Source organism: Anseongella ginsenosidimutans, assembly GCF_008033235.1.
GTDB classification, from domain to species: Bacteria; Bacteroidota; Bacteroidia; order Sphingobacteriales; family Sphingobacteriaceae; genus Anseongella; species Anseongella ginsenosidimutans.
The window spans coordinates 2,254,670-2,276,533 of record NZ_CP042432.1 but is presented as its reverse complement, the minus strand read 5'-3'; the positions used below and the strand labels follow the sequence as shown (position 1 = coordinate 2,276,533).

Below are 21,864 nucleotides of genomic sequence, written 5' to 3'. Positions count from 1 at the left end.
TACAAATATGCTAAAAAAGTTAACCAAACCGCTTTACCTGGCTATGAAACTATCATCCGTATTGTTGATTATTTTAACTGCTTCCGCAACGCTGTCGGCAGCATCGGGCAAAAGCCAAAGCCTGAAGAATGTAAAACTCAGCGTCTCTTTTGCCAATGAGTCTCTTTATAGCGCCGTAAAGAAACTCGAAAAAAGAAGCGGCGTGCATTTCTCTTATGAAGCAGGCAAACTGAAAGAATATCGCGTCGACCGGCTGGAGTACGCCGATGAGACGATTGGGAACATTCTAAAAGAACTGCTTCAGAAAACTCCGCTGACTGCAACAGAGATGAATAACAGCCTGGTAATTTATAGGAATGCAACGTCGCCTGCCAGCGCCGTACAGGATAGCCCGGCCGGTTTTCACCGGCAGGATTCTCTTATAGTGACCGGGCTCGTTACGGATGAGCAGGGCCCTTTACCGGGCGTAAGCATCTTGGTAAAAGGTACCCAGCACGGCACCTCCACCGGTCCGGACGGCCGGTACAGCCTGGAGAACGTACCCGGCAACGGCATCCTGGTATTTTCCTTCCTGGGTTATACTGCTGTTGAAGAACCCGTAAATGGCCGCTCCGATATCAATGTCACGCTCAATGTGGAACGCGCTTTACTGGAGGAGATCGTGGTAACTGCACTAGGTATTGAGCGCGAAGAAAAATCGCTGGGCTACGCGGTACAAAAAATTTCCGGTGAAGCTATCCGGAGTGTAAAAAGCGTTGATATCGGCACGGCGCTTACCGGCAAGATCGCCGGCCTCAGGGTTAACAATAGTACAGAATTCTATGCGCAGCCTTCTATATCCCTGAGAGGGGCCTCCCCCCTGCTGGTAATTGACGGGGTGCCTTACGGCAATATGTCGCTTAGGGATATCAGCGCTGACAATATTGAGAACATCAGCGTGCTGAAAGGCGCTACGGCTTCGGCCTTGTACGGAGCCCGGGGTGGCAATGGTGCTATTATTATCACCACGAAAAAAGGGGCAGATAAAGACGGTCTTGCGGTGACTGTAAACAGTAACACCATGTTTGCCGCCGGCTTTCTTACATTGCCCGAGGTGCAGCACAGCTACAGCGCCGGCCTGGGAGGCAACTATGATCCCACCGATTACGTTTGGGGAGCTAAACTGGATATCGGTACAATGGCCATGCAGTGGGACCCGGAATTAAAGGAAATGCGGAACATGGAACTGACCTCGCGCGGAAAAGATAATTTCAGTAATTTCCTGGAAACCGGTTTTGTGACCAATACAAGCGTCAGCGTTTCCCAATCGGGTGAAAGGGGAAGTTTCCGGGCTTCTGCTTCCGATATTTATCACAAAGGACAGTATCCCAATGCAAAGGTGAACATGACCAATTTTTCGCTTGCCGGGGAAATGAAGGTGGCCGATAAATTCAATATGACCGGCACGATGGGATACAGCCGGCGTGCGACACCTCAGATAAACGGTGCCGGGTACGGCGACCAGGGCTACATGTATAATATCCTGATGTGGACCGGGCCGGAGTATAACCTGGAAAAATACAGGGATTACTGGATCACTCCCGATGTGCAGCAAAACTGGCTGTACAAGGCCTGGTACGACAACCCTTACCTGATGGCCTATGAAAAATTGCACGGTATCCATGAAAACACATTCAACATGAGCCTGTCGGCCTCGTATAAGTTGTTTAAAGATGCCAATTTGATGGTCAGAAGCGGCCTGGATTATTATTCAGATGAAGATACGCAACGGAATCCGCCAAATATTAACGGCACCCGGGGTGGCTGGGACGCCAAGGGGATTTATTCAATTGATAACTCCACCGGCTTCAGCACCAATAATGACCTGATATTTACCATCAACAAGGAATATAGCAGCTTCGGCGTGAACCTGCTGGCCGGGGGAACGATTTACTTCTACAAGGATAAGAACCTGTTTGCCAGCACAAGGAATGGCCTGAGTATTCCTGGATTTTATTCATTGGAATCATCGGTGGAAAGACCCAACACATCGTCCTCCGAATTCAGGAAACAGGTAAACAGTTTATTCGGAAAATTGAGCTTGTCATGGAAAAGCGCTTTGTTCCTGGATGTGACCGGAAGAAATGACTGGAGTTCTACTCTCCCGGAAGCCACACGTTCTTATTTTTATCCTTCAGTAGCAACCAGCATTGTCGTAAGCGAGCTTGCCCAGCTGCCATCCTGGCTTCAGTTCTGGAAATTAAGAGGCTCCTGGGCAGTTTCAAAGAATGACCTGGGCGTATATGATCTTAACCGCTCCTTCTCCACCTCCTTAGGTGTATGGAACGGCTTGAATGCCGCCAGCTATCCCGATAATATAGGAAGCGGCATCATTTCACCCGAAACATCCAGGACCTGGGAAGTAGGTACCGAAGCCTATTTTCTCAGGGGCAGGCTGCACATGGATGTAGCCTACTTCAACAAATACCGGTATAATCTTCAAACGAATGCCGATATCTCCGAAGCCTCCGGGTTTGAATCAACCTTGATCAATACCGACCAATCCTTTGTTCGAAAAGGTATGGAAATTACGCTGGGAGGTACGCCCGTAAAAAGCGGAAACTTTCAATGGAACGCCACGGTCAACTGGTCATTTACCCACCTGTATTACAAGGAGCTGGATTCGATTTATTCGCCCGATAATATGTGGGTAAAGGAAGGCGCCAGGGAAGATAATTACCTGTATTACGATTGGGTGCGGGACGCAAATGGCAATGTGGTCTACCAGAACGGCTTGCCTGTGGAAAGTGATTATCAAAGCCGCCTCGGCTTTGAAGACCCAAACTGGATATTCGGATTCTCCAACAGCTTTGCCTACAAAAACCTCGAACTCACGCTGAGCTTCGACGGACGCGTGGGCGGGATAATGTACAATTACATTAACGATAAAATGTGGGATACCGGCTCCCATCCCGACAGCGATAACCAGTGGCGGTACGACGAGGTGGTTCACGGCAAGACCAACTATATTGGCGATGGGGTAAAAGTCATCTCCGGAGCAGTAGAATATGATAAATACGGCCGGATCACCAGCGATACACGCGCATTCGAAAAAAACGATGTGCCTGTTTCTTACGAATCATTCGCCCGGGAATATCGCGGCGGCATACCTGATGGAGCCATGGACCCTACCTTTATAAAACTGCGTGAAGTTTCTCTGAAGTATCGCTTCCCCTCTTCACTCACTGAAAAAATCGGCGCCAGCGCGGCTTCTGTTGCCATCACGGGTCAAAACATGTTCCTATGGCTGAAAGAGTTCAGGTATTCCGATCCTGACCGGGGTACCGAAGACCTCAACTCGCCTGCCGTGCGCTATATCGGGATGAACCTGAACCTAACCTTTTAAGTATTTCAAAAGAATTCAGATAATGAAAACGATACTGAGCAATTATATTTTAGCGGGAGCGGTCGTTTCCGTTCTGGCGGCGGGATGTGAAAAATTCGGGGAGATCAACACCAATCCGAATGAACCGGCAAAGGTTTCTTCTTCCATGCTTGCAACCACCCTCATCCTGGATATCACCCGGGATGATATCAGTGACACGAAATCGTTCATGATGCATAACGCGGTAGATAAGTATATCTGCTGGACCGAATTTCCGCAGGCCGAGCAATATAACGACTTCGGCCGGTACGGCTTCGGAGATCTTATCGTCCTTAACAACATCGGTAAAATGGTGGAGTTTGCCACAGATGAGCAGCTGCGAAACTCCTACGCGGCTTTGGGACATTTCGTGAGAGCCTGGAGGTTTTTCCAGCTCACGATGCGGGTAGGCGACATTCCGTATTCACAGGCTATCCAGGGAGAAAACAGCAACATTGTCAAACCTGAATACGACACCCAAAAGCAGGTTTTCATTGGCATCCTGAATGAACTGGACAAAGCGGACAGCCTCTTCGCAGCAGGAAGTGATTTTGAAGGCGATCCCATCTATGGAGGAGCCGTCGGGAACTGGCGGAAAGTGGTAAACACCTTCCAGTTAAAGGTACTCATCAACCTGTTCCGCAAGACTGCTGACCCGGACCTGAATGTCGTGAACCGGTTCGCTGACATTGCCAGTTCACGGCCCTTATTCGAAAGCAACGGCGACAATTTTGCCCTGGTTTATTCTGATCAGGCAAACCAAAAATACCCCTATTATAAAGAGAATAACCAGTTCACCATCTACGACATGGTATCAAGCAATCTTATTGATACATTGAAGGCGTATGATGATTATCGCTTATTCTATTACGCCAACCCTTCGCCTGTGAGGGTCGCTGACGGGAAAGCAGTTTCGGACTGGGATGCCTATGTGGGAGTGGACCCTTCGATCGTGTACTCCAGCCTGAGCCACATTGCTTCTTCAAAGGATTTCTCGCCAGTCAATGACCGCTACGAGCAGCTTCCTGAAGGAGAGCCGGTTAGCATGTTGAGTTATGCGCAGTTGCAATTTATTTTGGCTGAAGCTGCCGTCAGGGGCTGGATACCCGGTTCCGGCGAGTCCTATTACCTGGAAGGAATAAAAGGGGCAATGCATTTCGTTGAAGTTAATACGCCCGATGACCCGCAATTCCATCATAACAGGCCAATTACCGACGGTTATATCCAGGAGTACCTGACGTTCCCACGTGTGGCATTTGCTGCAACAGAAGAAGAACAGATCAAGCAGATCATTACCCAGAAGTATCTGGCTAACTATTTGCAGTCACCCTACGTTTCCTATTTCGAGTACCGCAGAACGGGCTACCCGGCTTTCCCGATAAACCCGGCTTCCAACCTGAACACGCCTACCGACCGAATCCCCGTCCGGTGGATGTACCCGCAAAACGAGCTTGACCATAACAGCGCCAACGTGGCAGAGGCCATTGGGCGCCAATTCAACGGGAACGACAACGTGAATGCCCTGATGTGGATATTGAAAGATTAATCATAAACGAATGAAAAAGACCTGGCTATTTACAATACTGCTATGCAGCTATTTGATCTCCGGAGCGCAGGAAATGAAGACGGAGAACATCTTTCTGATCACCCTTGACGGACTCCGCTGGCAGGAAGTATTCACCGGGGCTGACCCGGAACTGATCGCAAATAAAGATTTCGTAGAAGACGGCATCAGGTTAAAAAAAATGTTCTGGCGTGCTTCCGGCGAAGCACGCCGGAAGGCCCTGCTGCCTTTCTTTTGGAGTACCGTAGCCGGACAAGGCCAACTATACGGCAACCGGCAGGAAGATTCCTACGTAAATGTCACCAACCCGCATTGGTTTTCGTACCCCGGTTATAACGAGATACTGACCGGACATGCCGATAAAAGGATTAACAGCAATGATAAAATCCCAAACCCCAACCGAACAGTACTCGACTTCATCAGCGAACAGCCGGGCATGAAAGGCAAGGTAGCCGCTTTCGGATCCTGGGACGTGTTCCCTTATATATTGAATGCGGAAAGGTCTGATTATCCAGTAAACGCCGGTTTCGACACCGCCAGCATCAGCCCCCTGACCGGCCGGGAGCAACTGCTAAACGAGCTGCTGCACGAAATCCCTCCGCTGTGGTCTTCAGTTCGGTACGACGCCTTCACGCATCATTATGCCATGGAGTACTTGAAGAAGCGCCACCCGCAAATATTATATGTCGCTTACGGGGAGACCGATGATTTCGCCCATCACGGACGCTATGATTCCTACCTTCAATCCGCCCATCAGACAGACAAGTTCATTAAAGAACTTTGGGACTTCGCCCAATCCGACCCGCGGTACAAGGGGAAAACAACCTTTATTATCACAACAGACCATGGCCGGGGAACTGCTCTGCCCGGCGCCTGGCGCAGTCATGGAGCTTCCGTGAAAGGCGCGGACGAAATATGGATAGCCATCATAGGGCCTGACACCCCTTCGGGTAAAATCACCTCTGTAAAAGGAAATTATTATCAGAACCAGGTAGCGGAAACAACCGCAGCATTTTTGGGCCTTGATTTTAAAACCAGCCACGAAACAGGCCCAATGATAAAGAACGCATTCAAGAAACAAGACCAGTAGTACCGCATGCAAACTGCCCGGATCAATTCTCGCAGGGAGAAGTTGATCCGGGCAATTAATGTTTTCGTTTTTGCTCGTTATTGATTGGTTATTTATTTCCATATTCTTCATGATGAGAATCAGTGCAATTTCCGCCGGCATATCAAAGAAAATCGCGATATTGTTTCATTTCCTGTTGTATCATGTCAGATTGCCAATATGAGGTCTTACATATTAGTGTTTATCATCATATCACCGATTCTGATTTCCATGAGGCTGTATGGCCAGGTCGCCAGTGTAAATGACGGCGGCAGTAAATCCCCGGCAGTTGGCCACCAATATCAGGCAGCAGCCCGGGAAGGTCATATTCCCCAGCGGAAGTTTGAGGTGCAGGCGTTGCAAGAGGACTTCAATATACTGAGGGAGGTTCTTCAAGAGGTGCATATAGGGCTTCACAGATATGCCAGCAAGGCAACTATGGACTCCTTGTTTACCCGTTCCTACAGTAGTATTAAGGCTCCGATGACGGAAACCGACTTTTTCAAAATAGTAAACAGGGTAGTTACATCAATCCGGGATGAGCATACTTTTGCGTTGCCTTCCAGGGAATATTGGGATAACCAGATTGGACAAACCGTTTACTATCACTCCGGGTCCAAGTCCGGATCGCCGCTGTTTCCCTTTTTCATCAAGATCATTGACAACCGGCTGTTTATTGACAATAATCTAAGCAATGACCTGTCTTTAAACCGCGGAACAGAAATTCTGCAAATCAACGACCTTTCCTCACGGCAAATTCTGGAAACCCTGTTGCCGACGATTCATACAAACGGCTTTATTGAAACATTCAGACGCAGGAATCTCGAGCAGTTCTCGCTCCACCAGACTTACAACCGGTTCATGGTGCATTACGCCATTTTTATAGGCAGGCCCGATACCTTTAGATTAAAGGTAAGAAAGTATGGTGATACTGCAGCGGTTTCGGTGGATGTACCGGCACTTACCTCTAAAGAAATATTCAACAATTACTGGAGAAGGTATTCCACGGTGAACGATCCGAAGAAAACCCGGGAAAATCCATTTGAATTTGCCCTATTGGATCACCAGACCGCCTATCTGAGACTTTCCGATTTCCATAATTATGTTTGGTTAAAATATAACTACAGTCCTTCTACTGAATTCAGGGCTATTTTCGATTTAATCCGCGAAAGATCGATTCAAAACCTGATTATTGATCTCAGGGGAAACGAGGGCGGAAACCTGAGGATTGGGGTCGAACTATTGAAATACCTGACAAAGCAGGACTTTCGACCTTACAACTACCACGAGGTTAAAAATTACCGGTTTCCTGATGTAAGACAGTATTTTTCTGACTCTACCGCCCTAAAGGATTATCCAGACGAACTCTTCATCCTTCAGAAGGATGGCACCTACCGGTCAGACGCAGAATATGAAACGGAAGAATGGTCCCGCCCTATGCAACGCGATCCCAAAGCCTACCAGCATAATTTATATGTTCTTATAAACGGCGCCACCGGGTCGGCGGCATCAATACTTGCTACATTAATACGGGTGAACAGGAAAGATGCCATATTCATCGGGGAAGAAAGCGGCGGGGACATGGAAGGCCCGGTTTCCGGCACAGGCACGGATATCACTTTACCCAATACAAAAATCAGGGTAGATATTCCATTTGTAAAAAGAGTGGTCAATCTGAACGGTTACGAGCCTCTCAAAGGCCGGGGAATACTGCCTGACTACACCGTTGCTCCCTCTTTAGACGATTTTGCCGGCAATAAGGACACAGAATTGGAATTTACCATCTCACTCATTAAAAGTAATCCCGATTAATTTCTTTGCCTGTGGATTTTTGTATGTTTACGACCAACGTATAAATCGCCAAGCTCGCAACCTTAACATGTATTATAGTGAGAGTACCTGTTTATATCATTATTGCATCGATTTGCCTCAGTTCCTGTGCGGACTGGAAAATAAATAAGGGTTCGCCTGCTCAGGAGTCCTTGACACCTCAACCGGAAACACAAAAATTCAACTTAGACAAAAATTCGGACAGCACATTAGCCCAATGGGCTGGTTATTATGAAAAAATAGAGCCGGGCTTTTCGCTTGCTGATTTCGAATTGACGTCAACAGATTCGTTAAGGATCATGCAGGGAAATGTTTTGGGAAGCTTTGACCAGAATTTTGAGGCCATTTATGAGCCTTTTTTGATATTTAACCCGGACAAGAGCATGTATTTGGATTTTGATAGCAATAACTGGGGAATTGACGAAAGCGGAGAACCGTCCTTCTCCCCCGATCAGGAGGTCAATTTGGTGGATATGAAACGAAAGACTGTAAGCCGGCTTACATATAGAGGTCCCTCGCAATGGGTAGAAGATGCGTTTTGGGAAAACGATTCAACGATTATCCTCTTGGAAAACGGCTATGAAAAACAGCCGGTTATTACGAAACTTCATTTGAGCGATCAGTTAGTCCGTACCTATACGTATACAGACACGCTGGATCTGCAAACCAATTATACCAATATTCGATTTAGACAAAAGGGGATTAACGTGAAAGACCATGAGGAATAGTCTGGATCGATATTTTAATTATTATTTTCCGGGAGGGTAATTTTTACCATTGCGTCATTTTTATCCGCGCATAGCAATGAACCGGAAGGCATCTTTTCACCCCGTGCTAAAGCCAAACGCTTTCCTTATCATTGCTCAGCAGAAGTCGCTCGTATAACTGGCTGTTGATTTGCCGTTCCAATTGACGAGCAGTCCAATTGTTGTTGGCTGCCTCTGATTGGTAATATTCTCTTCTTTCTTCGTTGTCAATGGATACCTATATTCCAATATATCAACACCCGGGTTTGATCTACCGCACCTTGATTTCGACAAACCATCCAATTGACGCGATATCTAATTTTTGTCGCGATACAAGGTATTGCGACAAAAAATCGGTATTTTTGTCGCAATTAATCGTTTTTGTCGCAATACTGGATGAATGAATAACAATAATAACAGCCCAAAGGAAGAGGTTAGGCAGATACTGGAAGCCCTAAAAGAATACCCAAACGGAGCATCCGCCGATGAAATCCTCAAGGCGTCCGGCTTACCCTTGAAAATGCGTAGCCTCCAGCGTCGTTTGTCCAACCTTATCGCTAACGGCGAAATCACCACAACCGGTAAAGCCCGGGCCGTACGATACCACCTGCTGCCCCAAACCGTTGCACATCAACCAAAGGAACGGCACACTGATGCTATTCCATTGACGGCCGTCAGCAAGGATCTTCTCAGGCATTTGTCACAACCAATACAGCGGCGGGTACCTGTGGGTTACCAGCGCGAATTTCTAGAATCTTATCGCCCCAATGCCGATAGCTACCTAACCCGGGAAGAAGTGCAGCGGCTTGCCGAACTTGGCAATACCGCCAAACTGGATCAGCCTGCGGGAACTTATGCCCGACAAATCCTGAACCGTTTGTTGATTGACCTGTCATGGAATTCCAGTCGGCTGGAAGGAAATACCTATACGTTATTGGATACCGAACGTCTGATTTCTTTGGGCGAAGCATCCGACAGTAAATCAGCGATGGACGCCCAGATGATCCTGAATCACAAGGATGCCATAGAGTTTATTGTCCAATCAGATCCGGAAATCCGTTTCAACCGCTATACTATTCAAAATTTGCATGGTCTGCTGGCAAATAATCTATTGGCGGATCCCGAGGCTCCGGGACGATTGCGAAGCTTTGGAGTGGGCATTGCCAGATCTGTATATACCCCCTTGGTTATTCCTCAGCTCATTGAAGAATATTTCGACTTGCTACTCCAAAAGGCAGAGCAAATCAAAAATCCTTTTGAGCAATCCTTTTTCATCATGGTGCAGCTTCCTTACCTGCAACCTTTTGATGACGTCAATAAGCGCGTTTCAAGGCTTGCAGCCAATATCCCTTTTAATCGGCATAATCTTTCACCCTTATCTTTTATTGATGTGCCAGAGGACCTGTATATCCAGGGAATGCTGGCCGTTTACGAATTAAACCGCGTCGAATTATTAAAGGATGTTTTTCTTTGGGCGTACGGACGTTCAGCAGCGCGGTATGCTGCTCTTCGGCAATCACTCGGCGAACCCAACCCCTTTAGGTTGAAATACCGGGATGCCATCCGCACACTGATTACCCAGGTAATTTCACAGGCAATGGACTCGAGCAGCGCTTCCGAAGCCATTACGTCCTATGCCGAGCAAATCCCGGAAGCAGACCGTTCAAAATTCATTGAAGCGGTTGAAACGGAACTTCTATCATTGCATGACGGGAACTTTGCCCGCTATTGGATCCGGCCAAGTGAATTCAGGCGATGGAAAGCCGTATGGAATAAGTAATCGTGTAAAATGGCTCGGGGCGTCAACAGATGGAACAAAGCTAATTACAAAAAAACGGGAAAATCAGACGATTTTCCCGTTTTGTGGAGAATATCGGAGTCGAACCGATGACCTCTTGCATGCCATGCAAGCGCTCTAGCCAGCTGAGCTAATTCCCCGTTTTTGTTTCGGGATTCGCGCAAAGCGCGGCGGTATCTTGCAGCGCCCGATCTTGCAATTCCGAAAGGGAAGGCAAATATAGTGCTTTCAAAATTTATTCGGAAAGATATTCCAGCATTTTTTCCGCTGCACGGGTGGAAGCGCCCGGACCGCCCACGATGCCCCTCAGCACTTCATAGTCTGCCAGCATGCGGTTTCGGTAGGGTTCATCATGCAGCAGCTTGCCCAGTTCGGCGGCTATTTGTTCTTCATTGCAGGTTTCCTGGATCAATTCTTTTACGATTTCTTTTCCGGCAATCAGGTTGACCAGGGAAATGTACGGCACTTTGATCACCCTGCGGGCAATGGCAACCGAGAGTGCATTGGCCTTGTAAAGTACCGCCTGGGGCACGTTCAGGAGGGCGGTCTCTAGTGTGGCCGTTCCGGAAGTGACCAGGGCTGCGCGGGAGGCACGCAGCAGGTCGTATGTTTGTCCGAATACTACCTGGATTTGCCGGCTGCCGGTAAACGGGCGGTAAAAGTCTTCTGAAAAGGCGGGAGCGCCCGCTATCACTACTCTGAAATCCTTGAAATGGTCGGTGGCGCGGAGCATTTCGGGAAGGATTCGCGTTATTTCCTGTTTCCGGCTCCCCGGCAATAACGCAATCAGAGGCTGATCACCGTGCAGTGCCGCGTCGGTAGCCTCCCGGGCGGCTATGGCATCCGCGAGCGGATTACCCACATAATCCACTTCCATTCCCCAGCGGCGGTAGAAATCTACTTCGAAAGGAAGAATGCAGAACATTTTATCCACTACCCGCTTGATTTTCAACACTCTTTTCTGGTTCCATGCCCAGATCTTGGGAGAGATATAGTAGAATACCGGGATGTTTTGTTGCTTGGCAAATTCGGCGATCCTGAGATTGAAGCCGGGGAAATCGACCAGGATCAATACATCGGGGCGGTGTTGCAGGAGGTCCTGCTTGCATTGGCGGATATTCCTGAAAATAGCGGGCAGGTGCGTGAGTACTTCCACGAAACCCATGTAGGCCATTTCGCGGTAATGCTTCACGATGATACCGTTTTCTTGCTGCATAAGATCTCCTCCCCAGCAGCGGAAACTGGCGGACGGGTCGCGCCGTCGAAGTTCCCGCATCAGGTTGGAAGCATGCAGATCGCCGGATGCCTCTCCCGCAATGACATAATACTTCATACCGCCTTTAAACTTTACATCTTGTAAATAAAAAAAACGAGCGCGTACATAAAGGTGACCAGCAATACGCCCCTGGCCGTGTCCTCTTTCCCGGCTTTGAAAAATTGCCGGAAAAGCAGGGCGTTGAGGCCTATACAGATCATGTAAATGGTTGATTCCCGCATCCCCGTGCGGATCTCCAGTTTCAGCAATTCTACCAGTACAATGGCAAGGGCGGGCAGGCAGGCCCCCAGCGCCACCCCCATGTACATATTATTTCGTTTGAACATTAAAATCGATATTGTTCAGGAAGGGAATGCTGTTGTAGGCTGTCATATCAAACTGCACAGGTACAACCGACACATAGCCGTTATCCAGAGCCCATTCATCCGTATCTTCCCCTTTATCGTACAAGGCGAATTTACCGGTCATCCAGTAGTATTTCCGGCCGTGCGGATCAATCCGCTCGTCAAACTCTTCCTCGTACTTTGCTACGGCCTGCCGGCATACCTTCAGTCCTTTAAAATCGGGTGCTTTCGGGAAATTCACATTCAGCAGGGACCCTTTCGGGAGGCCGTTCTTTAGTACGGCTTTCACTATGCTTCTCACATAGGGTTCGCAGGGCGAAAAGTCGGCGTTCTGGCTGTAATCGCAAAGCGAAAAACCTATGGAAGGAATCCCTTCAATGGCCCCTTCCACAGCGGCTGACATGGTTCCCGAATAGATCACGTTAATGGAAGAATTGGCTCCGTGGTTGATGCCGGATACGCACAGGTCCGGCTTCCGGTGCAGGACTTTGTTCACTGCGAGCTTCACGCAGTCTACGGGGGTGCCGGAACTCTGGTACATTTCAAAGCCCTTGTAAACTTCTACTTTGTCGAGCCGCAGGGGTTTGGCAATGGTAACGGCATGTCCCATGCCTGACTGGGGGCTGTCGGGCGCCACTACCACCACGTGGCCCAGCTCTTTCATAACATGCATCAGGCTCCGGATACCCGGGGCGGTTATGCCATCGTCGTTGGTGACAAGAATGACTGGTTTCTCGTTTTTCATACCGCGCTAAGTTAAACATCTGCCTTCTACTTGGAAAATAAAGGCCGCTTTCTCGCCCGATTATTGTTATTTTTAGCTGACAGCAGGAAAACAGGTAAGCGAATGTACAAACCCAGCAAATACCAGCTAAAATTCCTTAGGTGGCGGAGAAAGCAACGCGACAGCCGGGTAATGCCGCTGATATTAAGCGCCCTCGTCGGCGTGATCGTGGGGTTGGCGGCTATCCTGATCAAAACCATCATTTCTTACGTGGAAGAATATGCCATCCGGTTTTTTCCGGGCTTCCTTTACCTGATCATCCCCATGGTGGGCTTGCTGCTGGTAGTTTTTCTCAACAGGAATATCTTTTATAAAACGGTCAACTTCCGCGGCGCAAGACATGTGATCGAAGCCATAAAAAACAACGGCTCGGTTATCAATTTCCGGTTGATGTATTCCAAATTCATCACCACCGGCCTCTCTATTGGTTTTGGCGGAAGCTCCGGGGTAGAGGCCGCCATTATCACCACGGGCTCTGCGATCGGTTCCAATACGGGACAGTTCCTGGGGCTGGGCTACAAGCAGCGGACCCTGATGATCGGCTGCGGCATTGCCGGCGGCATTTCGGCCATCTACAATGCACCGGTGGGCGGCTTTCTTTTCGCGCTCGAAACAGTATTGCCTGAATTCACCCCTACCCTGCTGATCCCCTTGCTGATCTCGGCGGTTTTCGGCAAGATCCTGTTCGAAGTATTCATGGGCGATCAGCTACGCTTCGAGGCGCCGATTCCCGACTTCACCTACGACCAGCTGCCGTTCGTGCTGGCCCTTGGCATTGCAGGCATGCTTGCTGCCCGCTTCCTGGACAAGACCTACCGTTTTTGTTATCGTTACCTGTCGATGATAAAAAATGACTACCTCCGGGCGATCACCGGCGGGCTGATACTGGGTACAGTGATATTTTTATTTCCCCCGATGTACGGGGAAGGTTACGTGAGTGTCAATGAGTTGCTCAGGGCGAACGAAAGTGAAGTCTTCTCTAATTCGGTGTTCAGCAACTTCCCGCATACCCATGTCTCGGACCTGCTGTTCTTTCTGCTGCTGACCATTGCCAAACCGCTCAGCACCGGCCTCAGCGTGAACTCAGGGGGCGAAGGGGGTTATTTTGCCCCTTCCATTATTACCGGGGGATTCCTGGGATATTTCTTTTATAAGGCCATTTTCCTTTTCGCACCAGGGGCCGATCTGGTAGTAAGCCCGGTCACCTATATTTACCTGGGAATGGCAGCGACCTTCGCCTGCGTGATGAACGCCCCGGTAACGGCGATTTTCCTGATCGCGGACATTACCCAAAGCTATGAGCTGTTCGTGCCCTTAATGCTGGTTTGCGCCACTTCCTATTTCCTGAAATATTCTTCCGAAAACAAGGGCCCGAAAGCAGGCGCAAAGAAAAGTGACCGCCGCCTTATGCATACTGAAAGAATGGTTCTGAACCAGGTATCCGCCCATGAACTGCTGGAAAAAGATGTGGTAAGCGTGCGTCCCGGCGACACCCTCAGGAAACTGGCGGAGCTTTCTGCAGCTACCAGCCGGGATGTGATCCCCGTTACCAATGGAGAAGGGCGGTTTGAAGGCATTGTAAAGCTGAACGATATCCGCAAAAAATTATACGATACGGAACACTACGATTCCGTAAGGGTAAGCGAACTCTGCCAGCAGCCCGAAGAGATCATCTCGCTTCATGAGCCGGCGTCCTCCACGCTGGAAAGGTTCGACCGGGTCAATTCCTGGTACCTTCCCGTAGTCCACGAGGAAAAATTCATGGGCTTCATCTCCAGGATGAAGGTCCTGGCCCGCTACCGCAGCGAACTCAACAAAGGAAACAGGTTCTTTTAACCCTCCGGCGGGCAGCTGTACAGCATCCGGGATCCCGAAAATAAGCCTTGAGCGATTGCGGGCGCCAAATCCGGCACAACGCGCGCTAAAGCGGCCAGAAAACCGGGACCATCAGCCAGATAATAACAAGCAGCAAAATCGTCAGCAGCCCCCCCACCCGGACAAAGTCAAAAAACTTGTAATTGCCCGGCCCGTACACCAGGATACAGGAAGGCTCGAAAGGTGTGATCATGGAAATGGAAGCCGAAACAATGATGGAAATCGCGAAACTCCGCGGATTTACGTCCATTACCTGGGCTGTCTGAATAGCAATGGGAAGCACCACCAGCGCCGCGGCGGCATTGGACATTGGTTGGGTAAGGACGACTGTCAGCACCATAAAACTGGCCATTACCCATAGTGGGCCCGAAGATTCAAATACCGAGGCGATCATATCCGCCAGGAAAACATCCGCTCCTGAATTTTTCATGGCTATCCCAAAGGCAGTCATCCCGCCAATCAGCACCAGCAGCCGCCAGTCGATGGCCCGGTAAGCTGTTTGCGTATCGATGGCCCGGATAACGACCGACATGACAGCTGCCATCATAAAAGCGGCGCTCACCGGCAATATCCCTGCCGATCCGAGTATAATAGCGAGTATAAACAAGCCGAAGGTAAACCAGCCCCGGCGCGTAGCGTTGATCTTATGGCGCATTTCTCCCACCACAATCAGGTTATTAGCCTTCGCCAGGTAACTAATATCTTCGCTTCTGCCCTGAACCAGGAGAATGTCGCCCATTTGCAGGGGGATATTCTTCAGCTCCACTATATCCTTTTTCCCCGGGCGATGCAGGGCCAGTCCAACCAGCCCCCAGCGCCTTTTAAATTCATTGGTACGCAACGTTTGATTAATCAGGCGCGAATTCTTGTTAATGAGTACTTCCGCGATATGCTGGTCTTTTTCGCGGGTCTCTTCCTTATTGACCAGGGTGTCTCCTACAATATCAATTCCTTCCTTGTCCTTCAGCTTGAGCAGTTTTTTGGCATTTCCTTCCACGAAAAGAGTATCCCCTTCCTGGAGATAGACAGAGGCATCTATTTTTATCTTTACACCCCTTCTGACAATCCGGTGAATCTTGAATTCCATCCGGTACAGGTCCGATTTATACACAGACTGCCCGATCATGGGGGAGCCGCTTAAAATGCGGGCTTCGCTAAGGTAAAATCGTTCCGGTAATTCAGCCAGGTTTACCTTGCCCCTTTCCGGGATGATCTTTCGCCCTACGAATAGCATATACACGATACCGGCCACACACAGGGCCAGCCCCAGGGGAAGCAATTCGAACATAGAAATAGGCACAAGCCCCACGCTGGACATATATGCAGCCCCAGCCACGTTGGTGGAAGTACCAATAAGGGTACAGGTTCCTCCCAGCAGGGAAGCAAAAGCAAGCGGCATCAATAACTTCGAAGGGTTCACCTTAATATACCGGCTGATAGACATGACAGGCGCGATCAACAGGGCCGTAAGGGTGGTATTGTTCATAAATGCTGAAAGCACGATGCTGATTCCCATAATTCCGGCCGTCAATACGAACACATTCTTTCCCAGCCTCCGGACAGCCTCCCTTCCGAGTACCTCCAGGATACCGTTCTCCTCGATGGCCGCCCCGATCACGAAAATAGCTGCCAGCATCACAATAAAATCGCTGCCGAAACCCGTATACGCCTCTTGTACGGAAATGATGCCTGAAACGATCAGGACGAATAAAATCAGCAGGGTAACGATGTCAACGGATAATACCTCCAGGGAAAAAAGAGTGATAGCCGCTGCCAGCAGGATCAATACAATAGCTATTTCCATACAGGTGCGTTTGACTGCCCTAAGATAAATATTAGCAGCTTAAATATTACCGGTTGCGAAAAATCACCCTTACTACAGCGTCCACTACAGATGCGGGAAAGGCCTTGCTCAGGCGGATGTAAACCTTAGGAAGGAAACCGGGTACGATCAGGTTCCGGCCTTTTAGCATTCCGTCCAGGGCCGTACGGGCAATGTATTCCGGGCTGTGATGAAGATTCCGGTGCAGCCAGCCGTTTACTTTCCTGTGTACCACCGGGTCATGTTTATTATTCGCTCCTCCCGGAGCCAGGAGCGTCACGTGGACCCCCAGCGGCTTCAGTTCAGACCGAAGCGCCCTGGTGAGAGAATAGAGGTAGGCTTTGGTTGCTGAATAAACCGCTTTGTGAGGAACATGAAAAAATCCGGCCGCGCTTCCCACATTGAGTATGTAGGACCTCGGGTGCCTTTTAAGCCGCTCAACGAAAAGTTTTGAAAGAAAAGTAGCCGTCTTGATATTCAGTATCAGCATGCTGTCAAGTTCCGGCAGCGTGCTGGTTTCAAAATCACTTCTTCCGCCGATCCCGATATTATTGACCAGCTTATCTACCGCGAAATTATTCTCCACACACCATTCGTAAATTCTCCGGGGAGCATCCGCGGCCAGCATATCCAGGCCGAAAACATGGATACGCACCCCGTATTTTTTTCGCAGGCCGGAGGCCAGGCGGTCAAGCTCCGGATCGGGCAGGGCAACCAGAAGTAGGTTCATCTGCCTGCGGGCGCATTCTTCCGCGAGCGCTTTCCCGATCCCCATGCTTGCGCCGGTGATCAGCGTAAAGGAGGGTTCTGCGTTCATACCTGCCTGGTTTGCTGCAGCCAGGCAATGGTAAGCCTTACCGCTTCATCAAAGGGCCTGGCCGAATAGCCGAGTTCGCTTTTGGCTTTCGCCGAATCTTTGGACCAGTTATAAGGGATCTTTCGTACCCATTCGGGAGTGATCAGGGGCTTTAAGCCCGTGATCCTTGCTTTAGCTGCGTCCAGGCCGGCGATGCTCATGATCAGGGCCACCGGCATTTTAAAAAGCCGCCGGGGGGATTCCATGTACCCGGCAACCGTTTTAAAAAAGCGGTCATAGCTTACATTTTCTCCTCCCAGGATATATCGCTCACCCGGCCTGCCCTTTTCCATAGCCCGGCGGATACCTTCCGCGACGTCTTCGACATATACATAATCCATCACGCCTTTTCCATTGCCGGGAATTATTTTCCAGGTTCCTCTCAGGTAGTTACGGATCATCAGGGTAGCAGAATTACTTTCATCCACAGGGCCGGGGCCGAAAACCTTTGTAGGGTTAATGATCACCACCGGTAAGCCCCTTGCCGCATATTTTGCCGCCAGTTCTTCCCCTTCATTTTTTGTCCGTTCGTATTCCGTATAAAGATCCGGCCTCCGGGCGGCCGTTTCAGTTACCGGCCTGCCGTTAAGCGCAGGCGGAAACACCCCGGCAGTAGACGCCGCCACTACTTTCAGTACTCCCAGCTGCATGGCCGCGTCCAGGACATTTTTCGTCCCCGTTACATTGACCCGGTGAAAAGTTGAACGATCTTTATGCCAGGCACGGGCGAAACCCGCCAGGTGGAACACCTCCCGGCAATCCTGCATGGCTTCCGCAATACTCCCGGGAGCCAGGAGATCACCTTTGAACAGCTGTACGCCCGCACGGACAAGATCCTCCGTTGCGGCTGAGGGCCGGGCCAGCGCGTGTACCCGGTGTCCTTCCGCTGCCAGTTTCAGGGCAAGATGCTTGCCGATAAAGCCGGTGGCTCCTGTAATAAAAATTTTCATGCAGGCCCTTTCCCTGCTTTAAGAAATTACTGCGCCATTTTTAATTTCGTCCACAATAGGCGGATCCAGCAAGGCGCTGGTATCTCCCAGGTTGGCGGTATCACCTTCCGCGATCTTTCGTAGTATCCGGCGCATGATCTTCCCGGAACGCGTCTTCGGAAGGCCGCGGACAAACTGGATCTTATCCGGCTTGGCAATCGGGCCAATGAGCCGGGCCACCGTCGCAGAAATCCCCTGCCGGGCGCTTTCTTCCTCTTCTATCCCCTTTTCGGTGATCACATAGGCATAGATACCCTGCCCTTTAATGGCATGCGGGTAGCCAACTACCGCCGATTCAACCACACCGGTGTGCATATTTATAGCGTTTTCCACTTCCGCGGTCCCGATACGATGACCGGAAACATTGATCACGTCATCCACCCGGCCGGTAATGCGATAATACCCGTCTTTATCCCTGAGGCAGCCGTCACCGGTAAAATACATGCCCTTATAAGTATCGAAATAATTCTGCCGGCAGCGCTCGTGGTCTCCGTAGGTGGTGCGGATGATCCCGGGCCAGGGGAATTTAATGCAAAGATTGCCCGAAACGCCGTTCCCCTGTATCTCTTCGCCTTTTTCGTCCAGCAATACCGGCTGCACCCCGGGCAGGGGCAGTGTGGCATAACCCGGCTTCGTTTCCGTGATCCCCGCCAGCGGCGAGATCATGATCCCGGCTGTTTCGGTTTGCCACCAGGTGTCAACGATGGGGCATTGCCCTTTTCCGATATGCTCATGGAACCAGTACCAGGCCTCTTCGTTGATAGGTTCCCCCACGCTGCCCAGCTTGGTCAGCGAGGAAAGGTCCTTTCCTTCCACAAATTTCATCCCTGACTGCATCAGGGAGCGAATGGCAGTGGGGGCGGTATAGAGAATATTCACACGGTATTTATCCACGATATCCCAAAGCCGGCCGGCATCCGGATAATTGGGAACCCCTTCAAACATGACAGAAGTTGCTCCGCAGGCAAGGGGCCCGTAAACAATATAGGTATGGCCGGTGATCCAGCCGATATCCGCGGTACAGAAATGAATCTCCGGCTGAGCGTATTGAAATACGTTCGAGAACGTATAGGCGGCATATACCATGTACCCGCCGCAGGTATGTACCACACCCTTCGGTTTTCCGGTGGATCCCGAAGTATAAAGGATGAACAGCATGTCTTCCGCATCCATCTCTTCGGCCGGGCAATCGGAATCAGCGCCTTTCAGCTCTTCCTGCAGCCAGTAATCCCTGCCGCGCTGCATATAAACAGGCGTGCGGGTGCGGGTATGTACCAATACCGACTTTACCGACGGGCATTGTTCCAGCGCATCGTCGATCACTTCTTTCAGGGGAATTGTCTTTGTGCCCCGGAAACTGCCGTCTGCGGTAATGACGATGCTGCACTGAGCATCCTGGATCCGCTCGGCAATGGAGCGGGCGGAAAAACCGCCGAATACTACCGAATGAATGGCTCCTATACGAGCGCAGGCCAGTACCGCCACCGCCAGTTCAGGCACCATGGGCAGGTAAATACAGATCCTGTCCCCCTTTTTCGCCCCGTGTTTCTTCAAAACATTGGCAAAACGGCATACTTTCTCGTATAATTCGCGATAGGTGATCTTTACCGCGGCTTCTCTCGGATCATTCGGTTCCCAGATAAGGGCCAGGGTATTTCCCTGGGTTTGAAGATGCCGGTCAAGGCAGTTCTCGGTAATATTCAGCTTTCCGCCCTGGAACCATTTCACATCCGGCTCCTCGAAATTCCACTGCAGCACCTTATCCCATTTCTTCCTCCACTGGAATTGCTCCGCTATTTCTCCCCAAAATCCTTCAGGGTCTTCCACGCTTTTCCGGTAGGCATCTTCGTATTCTTCAAATGATCTGATCTGATAATTCATGTTCTTGGTTTATGAGCTCACAAGTTATGAAATCCCCGCCATTTTCTAAAGCCGGAGAGGATTAATCACCTTTTTGAGCCCAACCGCTTACCAGCTGCGTCAGGTTTCGAACTTAATCATTCATCTTATTCCGGTAGGTTTCACGAAGGTAAAACGAACCAATAATAAACGAAATGGCGGCCACCGCTATGGGGTAGATCAGCCCGGCGTATATATTTCCTGTTGCCGCAACTACGGAGGCGGCAATAAAGGGTGTCAGCCCGCCGAAAATGCCGTTCCCTATATGGTAGGGCAAAGACATGGAAGTATAGCGTATTTTGGTGGGGAACAGTTCTACCAGGAAGGCGGCTATGGGTCCGTATACCATCGTTACCAGCACAACCTGCACAAATATCAGCGCTGACATCAGCCATATGCCCGCGGTTGAAAGCAGCAGTTTCCCGTCTTCGGCGAAAGCGGCCGCCTGGCTCACCGAAATGGCATGCATACCCCTGTAAAGCGGATAATAGAGAATACAGGCGGCAATAAGCCCGGTCATCATGATGGGTTTGCGCCCGATCTTATCGGAAAGACGCCCGAACAGGATAAAGAACGGCGTACCGAAAAGCAGCGCGATCACGATGATGATGCTGGATTGCACGAATTCGATATTCAGTGACTTCTGCATAAAAGACAGCGCATAAAATTGTCCGGTATACCAGACCACTCCCTGCCCGGCCGTTGCGCCGAACAATGCCAGCAACACCAGCCGGAGGTTTTCTTTTTTGCCGAAGCTTTCCTTAATAGGATTCACGGAAGTCTTGCCCTCTGCTTTCAGTTTCGCAAACAGGGGCGATTCTTTTAAACGGATACGGATAAAATAAGAGACGGTCACCAGCACAATAGACAGCAGGAAGGGGATGCGCCAGCCCCACTCGCCGAATTGGTCCGCAGTCATGGAATAGCGGGTTCCCAAGATTACGCCAAGCGAAACGAAAAGGCCCAGGCTGGCAGTTGTCTGTATCCAGGAAGTATAATACCCTCTCTGGTTGTCGGGACTGTGTTCGGCTACGTAGGTTGCCGCTCCGCCGTATTCGCCTCCGAGGGCCAGGCCCTGGGCAAGCCGTAATATACAAACCAGGATGGGCGCCCAGATACCGATGGTCTGGTAGGAAGGCACCAGCCCGATCAGGAAGGTGGACCCTCCCATTAAAAGCAAGGTAAGCAGGAACGTGAATTTCCGGCCGGCAATATCGCCCAAACGCCCGAAAACAATGGCTCCGAAAGGCCGGACAACGAAGCCTACAGCAAAGAGTGCAAGCGTGGAAAGAAAACCCGCTGTGGGATTATCTTCCGGAAAAAACTTAGTAGCCAGGATAGTAGCGAGGCTTCCGAAAATATAAAAGTCATACCATTCGATCAGGGTCCCCACGGAGGAAGCGGCAATTACCTGCCATATTTTACGCTTTTCAGTACTGTTGTTTTCAGTCATATCATATTTGGGTTAGGCGATAAATATAATTTGAAGATTTGAAGAATTAAAAATTATTTTCCCTATATTTGCAGCCCATCTCGCAGGCCAGGCCATATACAGGCCACATAAAAGCGG

General features: G+C 50.0%; 16 protein-coding genes and 1 tRNA gene. 7 read left to right on the top strand and 10 right to left on the bottom strand.

Features of this window, described 5'->3' with window-relative positions; genetic code table 11:
• Positions 1 to 7: 7 nt before the first annotated feature.
• The 5 genes from FRZ59_RS09445 (at position 8) to FRZ59_RS09425 (ending at position 8,633) form a co-directional block, all read left to right on the top strand.
• Complete coding sequence (locus tag FRZ59_RS09445; RefSeq protein ID WP_132130275.1) at positions 8 to 3,385, top strand: SusC/RagA family TonB-linked outer membrane protein; 3,378 nt, start codon at positions 8 to 10, stop codon at positions 3,383 to 3,385.
• Positions 3,386 to 3,407: 22 nt separating this feature from the next.
• Positions 3,408 to 4,949, top strand: coding sequence for a SusD/RagB family nutrient-binding outer membrane lipoprotein (locus FRZ59_RS09440; protein ID WP_132130276.1), 1,542 nt, complete (start codon positions 3,408 to 3,410; stop codon positions 4,947 to 4,949).
• Between the two features lie 10 nt (positions 4,950 to 4,959).
• Complete coding sequence (locus FRZ59_RS09435) at positions 4,960 to 6,057, top strand: alkaline phosphatase family protein (RefSeq protein ID WP_132130277.1); 1,098 nt, start codon at positions 4,960 to 4,962, stop codon at positions 6,055 to 6,057.
• Positions 6,058 to 6,306: 249 nt separating this feature from the next.
• Positions 6,307 to 7,887, top strand: coding sequence for a S41 family peptidase (locus tag FRZ59_RS09430; protein ID WP_158640585.1), 1,581 nt, complete (start codon positions 6,307 to 6,309; stop codon positions 7,885 to 7,887).
• A gap of 77 nt (positions 7,888 to 7,964) precedes the next feature.
• On the top strand, positions 7,965 to 8,633 hold the full coding sequence (locus FRZ59_RS09425; RefSeq protein ID WP_132130279.1) for a hypothetical protein: 669 nt from the start codon (positions 7,965 to 7,967) through the stop codon (positions 8,631 to 8,633).
• A gap of 106 nt (positions 8,634 to 8,739) precedes the next feature.
• Here the strand turns inward: FRZ59_RS09425 and FRZ59_RS19055 are convergent, their stop codons facing one another.
• Complete coding sequence (locus tag FRZ59_RS19055; protein ID WP_225975285.1) at positions 8,740 to 8,883, bottom strand: DUF1016 N-terminal domain-containing protein; 144 nt, start codon at positions 8,881 to 8,883, stop codon at positions 8,740 to 8,742.
• 168 nt (positions 8,884 to 9,051) lie between these two features.
• On the opposite strand from FRZ59_RS19055, the gene FRZ59_RS09415 reads away from it, so the two are divergent.
• Complete coding sequence (locus FRZ59_RS09415; protein ID WP_132130280.1) at positions 9,052 to 10,431, top strand: Fic family protein; 1,380 nt, start codon at positions 9,052 to 9,054, stop codon at positions 10,429 to 10,431.
• An 84-nt stretch (positions 10,432 to 10,515) separates the two neighbouring features.
• Here FRZ59_RS09415 and FRZ59_RS09410 read toward each other — a convergent pair.
• From FRZ59_RS09410 to surE, 4 genes are all read right to left on the bottom strand, one after another.
• Positions 10,516 to 10,589: transfer RNA gene (locus tag FRZ59_RS09410), tRNA-Ala, on the bottom strand.
• A gap of 95 nt (positions 10,590 to 10,684) precedes the next feature.
• Positions 10,685 to 11,782 carry a lipid-A-disaccharide synthase gene (gene lpxB, locus FRZ59_RS09405; RefSeq protein ID WP_132130281.1) on the bottom strand — a complete coding sequence of 366 codons (1,098 nt, stop codon included), beginning with the start codon at positions 11,780 to 11,782 and terminating at the stop codon, positions 10,685 to 10,687.
• A 14-nt stretch (positions 11,783 to 11,796) separates the two neighbouring features.
• Positions 11,797 to 12,051, bottom strand: a complete 255-nt coding sequence (locus tag FRZ59_RS09400; RefSeq protein ID WP_132130282.1) for a hypothetical protein — start codon at positions 12,049 to 12,051, stop codon at positions 11,797 to 11,799.
• Positions 12,035 to 12,814, bottom strand: coding sequence for a 5'/3'-nucleotidase SurE (gene surE / locus FRZ59_RS09395; protein WP_132130283.1), 780 nt, complete (start codon positions 12,812 to 12,814; stop codon positions 12,035 to 12,037). Before surE ends, FRZ59_RS09400 begins: the two co-directional genes overlap by 17 nt.
• 102 nt (positions 12,815 to 12,916) lie before the next feature.
• Here surE and FRZ59_RS09390 point away from each other — a divergent pair, with 102 nt between their 5' ends.
• Positions 12,917 to 14,689 carry a chloride channel protein gene (locus tag FRZ59_RS09390; RefSeq protein WP_132130284.1) on the top strand — a complete coding sequence of 591 codons (1,773 nt, stop codon included), beginning with the start codon at positions 12,917 to 12,919 and terminating at the stop codon, positions 14,687 to 14,689.
• 85 nt (positions 14,690 to 14,774) lie between these two features.
• On the opposite strand, the gene FRZ59_RS09385 is transcribed toward FRZ59_RS09390, so the two are convergent.
• The 5 genes from FRZ59_RS09385 to FRZ59_RS09365 form a co-directional block, all read right to left on the bottom strand.
• Positions 14,775 to 16,532, bottom strand: coding sequence for an SLC13 family permease (locus tag FRZ59_RS09385; protein ID WP_132130285.1), 1,758 nt, complete (start codon positions 16,530 to 16,532; stop codon positions 14,775 to 14,777).
• A 46-nt stretch (positions 16,533 to 16,578) separates the two neighbouring features.
• Entirely contained in the window at positions 16,579 to 17,367 is a 789-nt protein-coding gene (locus FRZ59_RS09380) for an SDR family NAD(P)-dependent oxidoreductase (RefSeq protein WP_132130286.1), read from the bottom strand.
• Positions 17,364 to 18,356 (bottom strand): SDR family oxidoreductase, encoded by a 993-nt coding sequence (locus tag FRZ59_RS09375; RefSeq protein ID WP_132130287.1) that lies wholly within the window; start codon positions 18,354 to 18,356, stop codon positions 17,364 to 17,366. The genes FRZ59_RS09380 and FRZ59_RS09375 overlap by 4 nt, the downstream gene beginning before the upstream one ends.
• An 18-nt stretch (positions 18,357 to 18,374) precedes the next feature.
• Entirely contained in the window at positions 18,375 to 20,276 is a 1,902-nt protein-coding gene (gene acs, locus FRZ59_RS09370) for an acetate--CoA ligase (RefSeq protein ID WP_132130288.1), read from the bottom strand.
• 112 nt (positions 20,277 to 20,388) lie between these two features.
• The gene (locus FRZ59_RS09365; protein WP_132130289.1) at positions 20,389 to 21,747 is read right to left on the bottom strand and encodes an MFS transporter; all 1,359 of its coding nucleotides are present in this window, start codon (positions 21,745 to 21,747) and stop codon (positions 20,389 to 20,391) included.
• Positions 21,748 to 21,864 lie beyond the last annotated feature (117 nt).